We start from the raw sequence: 12,940 nt of genomic DNA, 5'->3' as shown, positions 1-12,940 counted from the left end.
AAGCAACTTGACGGCAAGGCCGTTGACCAATCGTGTCATTGGCTAGCCCCGGTGGTGGCTGGCGGATAGGTTTGATTCATGAGGGAGTTGCCACATGTGCTGGGCATTGTCCTGGCCGGCGGAGAGGGCAAGCGGCTGTACCCGTTGACGGCGGATCGCGCCAAGCCCGCGGTTCCCTTCGGTGGCGCCTACCGACTGATCGATTTCGTGCTGTCCAACCTGGTGAATGCCCGGTATCTGCGAATCTGCGTTCTCACGCAATACAAGTCGCATTCACTCGACCGTCACATCAGCCAGAACTGGCGACTGTCGGGCCTGGCCGGTGAATACATCACCCCAGTGCCCGCGCAGCAACGGTTGGGCCCGCGGTGGTACACCGGCTCCGCTGACGCCATCTATCAGTCGCTCAACCTGATCTACGACGAAGACCCGGACTACATCATCATCTTCGGTGCCGATCACGTGTACCGCATGGATCCCGAGCAGATGCTGCAGTTCCACATCGAGAGCGGTGCGGGCGCGACCGTCGCCGGTATCCGGGTGCCGCGCGCGGAGGCGAGCGCGTTCGGCTGCATCGACTCCGACGAGTCGGGCCGTATCCGCGGCTTCATCGAGAAGCCGGCCGATCCGCCGGGAACACCGGACGATCCCGAGCAGACGTTCGTCTCGATGGGCAACTACATCTTCACGACGAAGGTTCTCATCGACGCGATCCGTGCCGATGCCGACGACGACCATTCCGATCACGACATGGGTGGCGACATCATCCCGAGGCTGGTCTCCGATGGGATGGCCGCGGTGTACGACTTCAAGAACAACGAGGTGCCTGGCGCCACCGAGCGCGATCACGGTTACTGGCGCGACGTCGGGACCCTCGACGCGTTCTACGACGCACACATGGATCTGGTTTCGGTGCATCCGGTGTTCAACCTGTACAACAAGCGTTGGCCGATCCGGGGTGAGTCGGAGAACCTCGCACCGGCCAAGTTCGTCAACGGGGGCTCGGCTCAAGAATCCGTCGTGGGCGCCGGGAGCATCATCTCGGCGGCGTCCGTGCGCAATTCAGTGCTGTCGTCCAACGTCGTGATCGACGACGGCGCCATCGTCGAAGGCAGCGTGCTGATGCCCGGTGTGCGGGTGGGCCGGGGCGCGGTGGTGCGGCACGCGATTCTGGACAAGAACGTCGTCGTCGGCCCGGGGGAGATGGTCGGGGTGGATCTCGACAAGGACCGTGAGCGCTTCGCGATCAGTGCGGGCGGCGTCGTAGCCGTCGGCAAGGGTGTGTGGATCTGAGACTCACTCCCACGAGTCGACCGGTGCGGCCGGGGCCGCGGTCTTCGCCTCCGCACGGCGCCTTCGCCATCGCCACAGCCGGAACACACCCCACGCCAGGGCCAGCAGTGCCACCAGGACGAGGATCGGCACCAAGATCGCGACGAACACGAGCCCGATGCTGGTGACGTCCTCGACCGTGGACAACACCGGCGCGGCCATGCCCGCCGAGGCGACGTTGGCCGCGGGCCGCACCGCCGATTTCGTCAGCGACACCACCAGCGCGGTGACCACGCCGATCGCCACCGGAACCCATTGACCGGATTGGGCGAATGCCCCCGGGTCGGTTACCGCCGCGGTTTGGGATGCCGTGCCCGAGCCGAACACGATGCCGCCCGCGGTGGGCCGCACGAACGTCTGAATCGTGTCGTTGACGGTGTCGAGGGCGGGGATCTTGTCGGCGACGACCTCGATCACGAGCAGCACCGCCACGATGGCCATCACCCAGCCGTTCTCCAGCCAGGCCCAGCCCGCAGGCAGCGACACCAGATCGGTGAACCGGGACAACAGGCCGAGCGCCAGCAACGGGATGTAGGCATTCAATCCCGCTGCCGTGGCCAGCCCGAAGCCGGTCAGCAGTTCCACACGGCCATTATGGGCACGGGTGGGGTTGCTGGTTCGGCACTTTCTACGATGTGGTGGGTCGCGTCGCGTTGCGCCACGCCAACGGGTTCAGTTCGCGGTACGGATCGTCACGGCGAATCTTGAGCAACTCAGCGAGGCTCTTTTCCAGGGATTCCTTGGTGTGCTTTTTTACCGTGGCGGCCCATCTCTGGGCCGACGCTCGCGGCGGCTTCGTCGTATCGATGGGAGCCGCGAACCGGACATACATGCGTTGCGGCCGTGGGATCAGGGTCGGGCCCACACCGCGCAACAGCGGCATCGCCATGTCGGTTCGGCCCGACAGCTTCTCGCTGACCGTCTGGCTGAGCCGGCCCAGCCAATGGTCACGCGTCGTCATACTCACGTAGACGTCGTCGCCGCCGACGAGTGCGACCGGAACGATCGGATACCCGTGCTCGGCGGCGATGCGCGCGAATCCTTCGCGGCCCTCCCAGCGCAACGTGTACTGCTCGCCTTTGAATTTCGGGATCTCGCGGCCGCCACCGGGGAACACCAGGATCGGCTCGTCGTGGCGCATGAGTTCCCTCGCACTCTCCGGTGCTCCGACCACGGCGCCGCACGCGGCCAGCAGATCTCCTGCCGGCCGCGGCATGTCGCCGAATCTGCGGTCGGCCAACGGCCGCACCCGCATGCCGATCTCGCGGCGCACCACGTAGGGAACCAACAGTGCTTCCGCTCCGAACTGGGTGTGGTTGCCCACCAACAGAAATCGGCCGTCGCGGGGCAGATTGTGTAGTCCGTCCACGTAGGGCCGGTACAGGTCGACCAGCGGTTCGATGCCGTCGGCGACGGTCTCCACGGCTCGCCGCATGACCTGGATGTGGCTGGGGGGCTTCATGATCGCATCGATCTTCGTGACAGTCATGGTCGCGAGAACACCACGACCGTTGGAGTGGGTCCGAGCCGGAACGCCTGCGGCAGGAACCGGATGCGCATCTGTGGGTCGGCGGCCTTGCCTAAGGCGATGAAGGCCGAGCGGCTGTATGACCGCAGCGTGCTGATGAATCCGTCGTGGACGACCGGTTTCACGAGTGCGAACGGCGCCATGACCGCCAGCGTCAGGAGCAGCCCCACGGGTCGCGGTCGTTTGACGTCGATGACGAGGAATTGCTTGCCGACCCGGGTGGCTTCCGCGATAGCCCGGAACGCGACCGCGGGCGGGAGGTGGTGGAAAGCTAGGGCGAAGACCACCAGGTCGAAGCTGTCGTCCTCGTCGTCTATGGCGGTTGCGTCGACGACCCGGGTGGTCACCCTCGGGTCGGCGCCGAGTGCGCCGGCGGCGACGTTGGCCACCGACGTCGGGTCAAGATCGCTGACCGTCACGGTCGCGGTCGGATGCAACTCCAAGATGCGGGCGGAGAGCTTGCCGTGGCCGGCGCCCAACTCGAGGATGCGCGGATTGGGGATGTCGGACACGAGATCCACTGCGATGCGGGCGTTCTTGTCGTGCTGCTGCGTGCGGGTGCCCATGCGATCGAGGCCGGCGATCACCTTCTGCTTGATGTCATCACCGACGTCGTCGCGGTCGAGGTACTCCAGCGCATCGGTTTGCAACCGCCGGTCGAGCCATGACGCATCGGGTCCGCCTCGCGGCATCCGGGCGATTTCTGAAACGGTCATGCCTACACCGTACCGAACGAACTAGTTCGTCTGGTTATGATTCTCCTGTGAGATCCACGACCGAGCTGCGTGAGGAGATCTTCTCCGCGGCACGATCCGAGTTCGCGCAATACGGGCTGGCCGGCGCCAGGATCGACCGCATCGCACGATCGGCGCAGGCGAGCAAGGAACGGCTCTACGCACACTTCGGCGACAAAGAGACGCTGTTCCGGGAGGTGTTCGCCGCCGACGGCGCGGAGTTCTTCCGCTCGGTCACCCTGCGTCCGGAGGCCGTCCCCGAATTCGTCGGCGAGGTCTACGACCTCGGCCTGCGCAAGCCAGAACACCTCCGCATGATCATGTGGGCTCAGCTGGAAGGGTTCATGCTCGACGAGCCGCAGTCCGATGGGCACCCCATCCCCGCACACGCGGTCGCGGCCATCGAAGCCGCTCAGGCCGGTGGCTACGTCGACTCATCTTGGGACTCAACGGATCTGCTCGCCTTGCTGTTCTCGATCGGACTGGCGTGGGCCCAGTCACCGCACCCCGACGCCGTGACCGACGATCCGGCGGTGATCTCGCGCCGCCGCGCCGCGGCGGTCGAGGCGGCCGCCCGCATCGTCGCCGTCGCGAGCTGAGTCACCACACATACGGCATCAATCGGTACCGCACCTGCTGCGTGTACTCGGTGTACCCGGCGAGTTCGCGCTTGAGCGCTTTCTCCTCATCGAGGATTCGTAACGCGAGGACCGGCACGCCGGGAAGGATCAGCACCAGCCCCCAGTACGAGCCGAGCGCAATCGGCAATCCGATCATCAGGATCAGCGCGCCGAAGTACATCGGGTGACGCACCAGCGCATACAGCCCTGTTGACACCACCTGCTGGCCGGCCTCGACTGTGATGGTGGCCGCGGCGTAGCTGTTCTGGACGACAACGAGCATCGTGATGCCCAGGCCGATCGCCACCATGGCGTCGCCGAGCAATGCCACCGCCGTCGGCACATCCGACCACCCGAAGCGGTGGTCGAGGGCACTGAGTACCGCGACCCCGAAGAACCACACATAGATGCCCAAGACAATGAGCTTCTGCGCCGGTCGGGTTTCGGCGGTCGGGCCCGAGTGCATACGCCGTCGCAGCACCTCAGGCTCCTTGACGGCGAGATAGATCGTGTAGACGGTGCCCAACACGGCGAACACGGCGATGAAAAGCCAAGCCTGCCAGTAGTTCAGGGTGCCTGCCGGGCCGAACAGCAGCGCGGCGATCACCACGAATCCGACAAGGGAGAACCCGAGCGCTTGCATACCCGTTTTCATCATTCCTCTTCTCGTTGCTCGGTGCGTGCCGTCACCACACGTACGGCACCAGCCGATACCGGACCTTGTGGGTGTAGTCGTCGTAGCCCTCGAGTTCGGTGCGCAGCATCTTCTCCTCGTCGCGGATGCGGACGCCAAGGATCGGCGCCGAGGCGATGGTCGCGAGCATGGCCCAGTAGGACCCCAACGCGAGGGGAGTGCCGAACATCATCAACAGGGCGCCGAGATACATCGGATGCCGGACCAGGCCGTACAGACCCGTTGACACGACGTGCTGTTCGTCCTCGACGCGAATGCTGGCTCCGGCGAAGCTGTTCTGGAAAACCACGGCCTGCGCGAGGACGAGGCCCACCGCCACCAGGATGTCGCCGAATATGACGACCTCGGTCGGTACCTGCGACCAGCCGAAGCGGTGATCGAGGGCGCTGACGATGAGCACCGCGAGCACTGCGACGACGATCGCCCACATCGCGATCTTCTGCACGAGCCGGGTTTCGGCCATCGGTCCCGCCTGCATGCGTCGCCGTAACGCCGCAGGGTCTTTGAGCGCCAGATAGAAGCTGGGCGCCAGGGTGGCGATCAGGAACACAGCGATGAAAACCCAAGCCTGCCAATAGTCGAACGTGCCAGCCGGCCCGAACAGCGCCAACCCGAAGAACACCAGGCCGAAAACTCCGGACGCCACCGCTTGAAGTACCAGTTTCACCTCTGCTCCCTTCGGGTTCACACCGCGTCGCGGCGGCGGTAGATCCACCCGGCGCAAAACGCCGTCAACGTTGCGACCACGAGCATCACGATCAATGCCACGACCGGGAAGTCCGTCGGGACGGTGGTCTGCCCGACCGGCGACAGGTCGATCAGCCAGCGCGGCAGCCTGAGCAAGGCGCCGAGGTAGAGCGCGATGATCACGAACGTGACTGCAAGCCAGCCGATCCAGGGTGAACGCAGCGCCACGGCCAACGCCGCGACAGCGGCCATCACGGCAAGCGCGGGTACGTAGGCCAGTCCGGCGAGCGTCAACCGCACGATCGTTGCGGGTTCTCCGAGTGTCAGGCCGGCACCCAGCCCGTTGCCCAGCCCGGCGCAAAACATCAGGATGATCGACCCGATCACGGCGGATACCGCCGCGCCCAGCAGCCAGTGCCAACGCGACACCGCACCGGCCAGCACCGGCTCGCCGAGGCCGTTCTGCTCGTCGCCGTACACCCGCAGAACGGCGGCCACCACATACGCGGTCGCGGCGGCCGCGAGGAACTGCGTCATCGTGGTGTACACGCCGTCGTTTCCCTGTGCGGCGAAAACCCGGGCGATGAGCTCGTTCTCCCGCGCGGCGTCCATGAGCGATTTGGTCATCGATCCGAATGCGAGGCCGCCCAGGAACAGGCCCATGCTCCAACCGACCGTCTGGCCTCGCTGCAAGGTCAGATGCAGGCTCAGCGGCCCCCTGATCTCGCGTGCGTTCGGACGCTCTCCGGTCGACGGGATCGTGCCGGCGTCGTATTGGCGGCGCCTCTCCAGCAAGCCCGCCAATGCCATCAGGCCGACCGCAAGACCGACCAGCAGTCCCAGTGGCCACCAGCGTAATTCGACGAAAGCACGCATCTGCTGCGCCCAAGCGATCGGCGAGAACCAACTCAGCGCACTGCCGGAGTTGTCGATGGCGTCGCCGACTCCGCGCACAAGCGCGGCCAGGGCAAGGGTGGCCATCGCCGCACCGGTCGCGGTGCGGGCCTGTCGCCACAGTTGTGCGGTCACGGCGGCGACCGCACCGAACACCATGGCGACGGCGGTGACACCCAGGCACATGCCCGCGGTGTCGCCAAGCCCGAAGCCCGTCGAGGCCATGGCCAGCGTCATCGTCAGTGCCAGGATCGCGTTGAGACCGCCGACCAGTATCAACGCTGCCGCGGTGCGGGCATAGCGCCCGACCACGGATGACAGCACGAGTTCGGCTGCACCGCTTTCCTCCTCGGCTCGGGTATGGCGGATGACGGTGAGAATCGCCAGGATCGACGTGGCAATGATCAGCGTGAGCATCAACTCGTTGGCCATCATCACACCGAGATCGGTTTCCTTGACGCCGAACATGGGCCCGCCCAGCATCATTCCGGCCGGCGTTTTGAGGAGGTTGACTCGTGCGAGCCGCTGTGGCTCCTCGGGATAGGCGAGCCGTATCGCATTCGGTGCGTACACCATCATGAGCGTCAGCACCGCGATCCACCCGGTCAGCCGCACGCGGTCGCGCCGGATCGCCAGGCGCAGTAGGCCACCGACGCCGGTGAACGGCGAGGTCCCCGTCGCCTGGCGCCGATGGTGGGACGTCACCGCGCCCCTTGCGCTCACGGCGCGACCCCCTGGTATTCCCGCAGGAACATGTCTTCGAGCGAGGCGGGCGTGACGGTGAGATCTTCGATGCCGAGGTCGGTCAGGTGCTCCATGGCGAATTCGAGATCGCCGCGATCCACCGAGAATCTGACCTGGCCGTCGTCGGCGCTGAAGTCGTGGACGTACGGGATGTCGCGCAACGAGCGGCCATCGGATCGGGTCCGGGCGGTGACCGTTGTGCGCATCAGGTGACGCAACTCGGCCAGCGTGCCCGAACGCACCGTACGGCCCGCTCGGATGATCGTGACGTTGTCGCACAGCTTTTCGACCTCTGCCAGGATGTGGCTCGACAGCAGCACAGCCGCGCCGCGTTCGGCCACCTCTGTCACACACTGTTGAAAAGCTCGCTCCATCAACGGGTCGAGACCCGATGTCGGCTCATCGAGGATGTAGAGCTCGGCGTTGCAGCTGAATGCCGCGACGATCGCGACCTTCTGCCGGTTGCCCTTCGAGTAGGTGCGTGCCTTCTTGTGTGGATCGAGTTCGAAACGGTCGATCAGCTGATCGCGCCTGCGCGTGTCGATGCCGTTGCCGCGCAGCCGGCACAGGAAGTCGATGGCCTGCTGCCCGGTGAGGTTGGGCCACAACGTGACATCGCCTGGGACATAAGCGATCCGGCGGTGCAGTGCGACGGCGTCATGCCAGGGATCGCCGCCGAGTAGGCGCACGGTACCGCGCTCGGCCCGCAGCAGCCCGAGCAGCACCCGGATGGTGGTGGACTTGCCCGCGCCGTTGGGGCCGAGAAATCCGGTGATGTGGCCGTGTGACACGGTCAGATTCAGCCCGTCGAGCGCCTTCGTGCGGCCGAAAGACTTTGACAGGCCGCGGATCTCGACGGCTGCGGACTGGTTCGTCATCGTTGTCCTCACGCTGGTTCCTTGTTGTCGGCCGCGTCGGCGGGGGCGCTGAACGGGATGCCTTGTTCGCGCTGGCGCAGAAATGCGTCGTACATCGTGGAGTCGGCCAGCAGGCCCTCGGTGTAGAGCTCGAGCGCGGGCAGCACCATGTCCTCGCCGTAGTCGCGCAGAACCGCACGCAGATCGGTCGGGTCGTCATGCATCTGCAGATACAGCAGGAACCCGCCGCCGTTGGTGATCGCGACGTACTTGGCCCGTGCGCGCGGATCGCGACTGGGCTTGAGCGTGCCTGCCCTGACCCCTTCTTCGAGGTATTGCTCGGCGTTGTCGGCCATGCGGCGCCAGAAGGTCTTGGCGAGGTCACTGCCCGACTGCATGCTGCGCACGAGGTAGGCCATCAACGGTGCATAGGTCTCGATCTCCGACATCTGGGCCAGCCAGGTCGCCGGATCGGCCGTCTGCAGCGATTCCGACTTGGCCTCGCGGATCACCTCGGCGACGTAGTCGTCGCACGCCTTGCGCAGGCCGTCCTTGGAGCCGAAGTGGTGGATCACCAGGGCCGCGCTGACGCCCGCGGCGTCGGCGATCGTCCGCAGACCGACGCTGAATCCGTGCTGCCCGAATTGCTCGATCGCGGAATCGCGGATTCGGGCGATCCCGGTCCGATCTTCGACTGAACGCATGTTTAGTACGCTAAACACTCGTTCAGTCGGCAGTCAAGGGAGTGACCCGTCAGGAATTCGTAAAGATCTTGCTCCCGGCAACCTTCCGCGGAAAACCGGCGAGCGTCAGTCGCGAACGGCGGCGAGCAGCCCGTCTCCGAGCGGGATCAACACCGGGGTGAGCCGTTCGTCCTCGGCGATCAACCGGGCTGCCTCGCGCACGGCGTTGACCTCCGCATCGCGGGCGGATGCGTCGCCCGCGCGGCCGCCGAGCGCCGCGCGGTGCACCACGATCGCGCCGCCGGATCGCAGCAGTCGCACACCTTCCACGACGAATTGTGGTTGGTCGATCGGGTCGGCATCGATGAACACCAAGTCGTAGGACTCGTCGGCGAGCCGGGTGAGCACCTCTTGCGCCCGCCCGCTGATCAGCCGGGTGCGTCCCGGGCCGACGCCGGCCTCGGTGAAGCCCTGTTTGGCGATGCGCTGGTGTTCGGGCTCGACGTCGATGGTCGTCAGCACGCCGTCGTCACGCATGCCGGACAGCAACCACAGCCCGCTGACGCCGGCACCGGTTCCCACTTCCACCACGGCGCGTCCGCCGGTGATCCGGGCCAGCACGCTCAGCAACGCCCCGACCGCCGGTGTGACGGCCCCGGCACCGATGTCGTCGGCGCGTTCGCGGGCCGCGGCGACGATCGCGTCCTCCGAGATCGACCGTTCGGCGTGGGTGACGATCGCCTCGGCGCGGCCGGGTTCGGAGCTGACCATGCCCGCAGCGTAGGCCAGACGGGTGCGCCGACGTTGCGACACGCCCGTCATCCAGGGCAGAAGGCCGCCCGATAATCGCTGGTTTCTGCAGGTTGTACGCCGTATCCTCGGATTTCTCAGGGAAAGTTCAGTTTGCTCATATGCCAACCACACCGGCATCGGGAACGGTATCTCCCATGGAACACGGCGGCCGCCGGCGCACAGCGCAGCGCGATCGGAATAACGAAACTGTCAGTCGTGTTGAGCAAAGTGAAATTTGTGAGCAGGAGGACCTCGCCACCATCGCATCTCAGCAGATCACCACAGCCCAGTCGGCCCCGGTGTCAATGGCACATCTGGAGCAGTTCACCGAAGGAGACTGGGTGGAGCCCTCAGACGAATTGACCGGCACCGCGGTGTTCGACGCCACCGGAGACAAGGCGACCATGCCGTCCTGGGATGAACTGGTCCGCCAGCACGCCGACCGCGTGTACCGGCTGGCCTACCGACTGTCGGGTAATCAGCACGATGCCGAGGATCTGACTCAGGAGACGTTCATCCGGGTGTTCCGCTCGGTGCAGAACTATCAGCCCGGCACATTCGAGGGCTGGTTGCACCGCATCACCACCAACCTGTTCCTCGACATGGTGCGGCGCCGCGGACGTATCCGCATGGAGGCGCTGCCCGAGGACTACGACCGGGTGCCTGCCGACGACCCGAACCCCGAGCAGATCTACCACGACTCGCGCTTGGGTGCGGATCTGCAGGCCGCGCTCGACTCGCTGCCGCCGGAGTTCCGTGCTGCGGTCGTGTTGTGCGACATCGAAGGTCTGTCCTACGAGGAGATCGGCGCCACGCTCGGCGTCAAGCTTGGCACGGTGCGCAGCCGTATTCACCGGGGTAGGCAGGCGCTGCGCGACTATCTGGCGAAGCATTCACCGGAAACGGCTCAGTCCGCCTGAGCGTTGGCGGATGTCGAACACAGCGTCGCGCGCTACATTCAGGACAGGACGTTGTGAGTACCGAGAGGAGCTGGGTGATGGTCGACCCGGGACATGTGTTCCGTCGCGCTTTCTCCTGGCTACCGGCGCAATTCGCGTCGCAGAGTGATGCCCCGGTCGGTGCGCCGCGCCAATTCGGCTCGACCGAACACCTGTCGATCGAGGCCATCGCCGCGTTCGTCGACGGCGAGCTGCGGATGAGCGCGCACCTGCGCGCCGCCCATCACTTGTCGTTGTGTCCGGACTGTGCGGCTGAGGTGGACGCTCAGAGCCAGGCGCGGGCGGCGTTGCGGGACTCGTGCCCGATCGCCATCCCGAATTCTTTGCTGGGAATGTTGTCGCAGATACCGCACCACATTCCGCAGCCGCCACCCGACGTGCCGGATAAATCTCAGTTTGCTGAAGACCCGACGCGGGGCCGGCGCAAGCGCCGGTAGGGTGAACCAAAGGCGATCAGTGACCAGCACCGGCCGACCTGGCTGGGGCGGGCGCTCCGATAGAGAGTGATACACCGGTGACCAACCAGGACCAGTCCGGCGATAGCGGCCGCCTGGCGCCGCGCCCTGTTGAGCGGCCACCCGTCGACGCCGCGTCGCAACGCACCTTCGGCAGGCCCTCGGGCGTCGACGGCTCATTCCTCGGCGCCGACAAGTATCAGGACCAAGGGGAGTACGCGCCCAAGGATCAACCGCCGGACCCGGTGCTCGCGGAGGCCTTCGGGCGTCCCAAAGGCGCCGCCGATACCCTGCAGCGTCATCCGACCGACGCGGGCGCCCTCGAGGCCGAGCGGGCCGGTGGCGATGACGACTTCGACGATCCGTGGCGCGATCCCGCGGCCGCCGTCGCGTTGGGCACGCCGGCGCAGGCTCCGTCGGCACCGGTGGTCGTCTCGGCGCCCGCAGGCAAGCTGGGCCTGCGTGAGGTGCTGTTCGGCGGCCGGGTGTCCTGGGTCGCCCTCGTGGTCCTGATTCTGACCGCGCTCCTCGTATCGTTCGTGGGCGGCTGGGTGGGCCAGAAGACCGCGGGCACGGTCGAGGCTTTCACGACGTCGAAGGTCACGCTCGAAACCGGCGACCTGCCCGAACCCGAAGCAGGCCGGATCGCCACGGTGGCCGCCGCCGTGGCCGATTCTGTGGTCACGATCGAAGCCAAGAGCGACACCGAAGGCTCCCAGGGGTCCGGCGTGGTGATCGACGGGAACGGCTACATCGTCACCAATAACCACGTGATCTCCGAAGCCGCGGGCAAACCCGCCGACTACAAGATCACCGTCGTGTTCAACGACGGCAAGGAAGTGCCCGCCAACCTCGTCGGGCGTGATCCCAAGACCGATCTCGCCGTACTCAAGGTCGACAACGTCGACAACCTCACCGTCGCGCGCATGGGCGACTCGGAGAAGCTTCGCGTCGGCGAGGAAGTCATCGCCGCAGGCGCCCCACTAGGGCTGCGCAGCACGGTCACCCACGGCATCATCAGCGCGCTGCACCGGCCGGTCCCGCTGTCCGGTGACGGTTCGGACACCGACACCGTCATCGACGGTGTGCAGACCGACGCCTCGATCAACCACGGCAACTCCGGTGGTCCGCTGATCAACATGGACTCTGAGGTCATCGGGATCAACACGGCCGGAAAGTCGTTGTCCGACAGTGCGAGCGGCCTCGGATTCGCGATCCCGGTCAACGAGGTCAAGCAGGTCGTCGAGACGTTGATCAAGGACGGCAAGATCGCTCACCCGACCTTGCAGCTGACGGCCAAGTCGGTGAGCAACAGCGTGGCCTCCGGCGCCCAGATCGCCAACGTCGTCGCGGGCGGCCCGGCGGATAAGGCCGGCATCCTCGAGAACGACGTCGTCGTCAAGGTCGGGGACCGCAAGGTGGCAGATGCCGACGAGTTCGTGGTGGCCGTCCGCCAGCTCAAGATCGGTCAGGAAGCTCCCATCGAGGTGGTCCGGGAAGGACGCCCGATGACGTTGATGGTGACGCCCATCGGCGACGACCAAAAAGCGCAGTAACGATGTTCGCGAATATCGGGTGGGGCGAGATGCTGCTTCTGGTGATCGCCGGACTGGTGATCCTTGGGCCCGAGCGCCTGCCCGGTGCGATCCGCTGGACCTCCGGCGCACTGCGTCAAGCCCGGGACTACGTCACGGGCGCCACGAGCCAATTGCGCCAAGACCTCGGGCCGGAATTCGACGATCTGCGTGAACCGCTGGCCGAGCTTCAGAAGCTGCGTGGCATGACGCCGCGCGCCGCGCTCACGAAGCATCTCCTCGACGGCGACGACTCGATCTTGACCGGCAAATTCGACGAGAAGCCGGCCCAGCAGCCGCCTGCCGCGTCGCCCGCCGTGGACAAGGCGCCCGAGAAACCGCCGGAGAAGCCGGCCGGGACCGTGTTCGACACCGACGCGACGTAGC

15 protein-coding genes are annotated in these 12,940 nt (G+C 66.0%); 6 read left to right on the top strand and 9 right to left on the bottom strand.

Going from position 1 to position 12,940, the window contains the following annotated elements; genetic code table 11:
• Nucleotides 1-78: 78 nt before the first annotated feature.
• On the top strand, nt 79-1,293 hold the full coding sequence (gene glgC / locus ACRCUN_RS17025; RefSeq protein ID WP_462142793.1) for a glucose-1-phosphate adenylyltransferase: 1,215 nt from the start codon (nt 79-81) through the stop codon (nt 1,291-1,293).
• A gap of 3 nt (nt 1,294-1,296) precedes the next feature.
• Here glgC and ACRCUN_RS17020 read toward each other — a convergent pair whose 3' ends face one another.
• From ACRCUN_RS17020 to ACRCUN_RS17010, 3 genes are read right to left on the bottom strand one after another with little or no spacing between them, the layout of a single operon-like run.
• Nucleotides 1,297-1,917: a DUF4126 domain-containing protein gene (locus tag ACRCUN_RS17020; RefSeq protein ID WP_462142792.1), complete on the bottom strand. Its 621-nt coding sequence runs from the start codon at nt 1,915-1,917 to the stop codon at nt 1,297-1,299.
• 43 nt (nt 1,918-1,960) lie between these two features.
• Nucleotides 1,961-2,821, bottom strand: a complete 861-nt coding sequence (locus tag ACRCUN_RS17015; RefSeq protein WP_462142791.1) for a lysophospholipid acyltransferase family protein — start codon at nt 2,819-2,821, stop codon at nt 1,961-1,963.
• Nucleotides 2,818-3,576 carry a class I SAM-dependent methyltransferase gene (locus tag ACRCUN_RS17010; protein ID WP_462142790.1) on the bottom strand — a complete coding sequence of 253 codons (759 nt, stop codon included), beginning with the start codon at nt 3,574-3,576 and terminating at the stop codon, nt 2,818-2,820. The genes ACRCUN_RS17015 and ACRCUN_RS17010 overlap by 4 nt, the downstream gene beginning before the upstream one ends.
• A gap of 47 nt (nt 3,577-3,623) precedes the next feature.
• On the opposite strand from ACRCUN_RS17010, the gene ACRCUN_RS17005 reads away from it, so the two are divergent.
• Complete coding sequence (locus ACRCUN_RS17005) at nt 3,624-4,193, top strand: TetR/AcrR family transcriptional regulator (RefSeq protein ID WP_462142789.1); 570 nt, start codon at nt 3,624-3,626, stop codon at nt 4,191-4,193.
• Between the two features lies 1 nt (nt 4,194).
• Here the strand turns inward: ACRCUN_RS17005 and ACRCUN_RS17000 are convergent, their stop codons facing one another.
• From ACRCUN_RS17000 to ACRCUN_RS16975, 6 genes are all read right to left on the bottom strand, one after another.
• Nucleotides 4,195-4,869 (bottom strand): methyltransferase family protein, encoded by a 675-nt coding sequence (locus ACRCUN_RS17000; protein WP_462142920.1) that lies wholly within the window; start codon nt 4,867-4,869, stop codon nt 4,195-4,197.
• 31 nt (nt 4,870-4,900) lie between these two features.
• Nucleotides 4,901-5,575, bottom strand: coding sequence for a methyltransferase family protein (locus ACRCUN_RS16995; protein ID WP_462142788.1), 675 nt, complete (start codon nt 5,573-5,575; stop codon nt 4,901-4,903).
• Nucleotides 5,576-5,592: 17 nt separating this feature from the next.
• Complete coding sequence (locus ACRCUN_RS16990) at nt 5,593-7,194, bottom strand: ABC transporter permease (protein ID WP_462142919.1); 1,602 nt, start codon at nt 7,192-7,194, stop codon at nt 5,593-5,595.
• Between the two features lie 14 nt (nt 7,195-7,208).
• On the bottom strand, nt 7,209-8,111 hold the full coding sequence (locus ACRCUN_RS16985; RefSeq protein WP_462142787.1) for an ABC transporter ATP-binding protein: 903 nt from the start codon (nt 8,109-8,111) through the stop codon (nt 7,209-7,211).
• An 8-nt stretch (nt 8,112-8,119) separates the two neighbouring features.
• Nucleotides 8,120-8,794, bottom strand: coding sequence for a TetR/AcrR family transcriptional regulator (locus tag ACRCUN_RS16980; protein ID WP_462142786.1), 675 nt, complete (start codon nt 8,792-8,794; stop codon nt 8,120-8,122).
• Between the two features lie 105 nt (nt 8,795-8,899).
• Complete coding sequence (locus ACRCUN_RS16975) at nt 8,900-9,544, bottom strand: O-methyltransferase (RefSeq protein ID WP_462142785.1); 645 nt, start codon at nt 9,542-9,544, stop codon at nt 8,900-8,902.
• Nucleotides 9,545-9,720: 176 nt separating this feature from the next.
• Here ACRCUN_RS16975 and sigE point away from each other — a divergent pair, with 176 nt between their 5' ends.
• From sigE to tatB, 4 genes are all read left to right on the top strand, one after another.
• Nucleotides 9,721-10,485, top strand: coding sequence for an RNA polymerase sigma factor SigE (gene sigE / locus ACRCUN_RS16970; protein ID WP_462142784.1), 765 nt, complete (start codon nt 9,721-9,723; stop codon nt 10,483-10,485).
• A 77-nt stretch (nt 10,486-10,562) separates the two neighbouring features.
• On the top strand, nt 10,563-10,961 hold the full coding sequence (gene rseA, locus ACRCUN_RS16965) for an anti-sigma E factor RseA (protein ID WP_462142783.1): 399 nt from the start codon (nt 10,563-10,565) through the stop codon (nt 10,959-10,961).
• 77 nt (nt 10,962-11,038) lie between these two features.
• A complete protein-coding gene (htrA, locus tag ACRCUN_RS16960; protein ID WP_462142782.1) occupies nt 11,039-12,535 on the top strand; it encodes a serine protease HtrA in 1,497 nt (498 codons plus the stop codon).
• 2 nt (nt 12,536-12,537) lie between these two features.
• Nucleotides 12,538-12,939, top strand: coding sequence for a Sec-independent protein translocase protein TatB (gene tatB, locus ACRCUN_RS16955; protein ID WP_462142781.1), 402 nt, complete (start codon nt 12,538-12,540; stop codon nt 12,937-12,939).
• Nucleotide 12,940 lies beyond the last annotated feature (1 nt).

The organism is Mycobacterium venezuelense (genome assembly GCF_054919535.1).
Note: the sequence above shows the minus strand (reverse complement) of the source record. Positions and strands in the feature narration are given on the sequence as shown.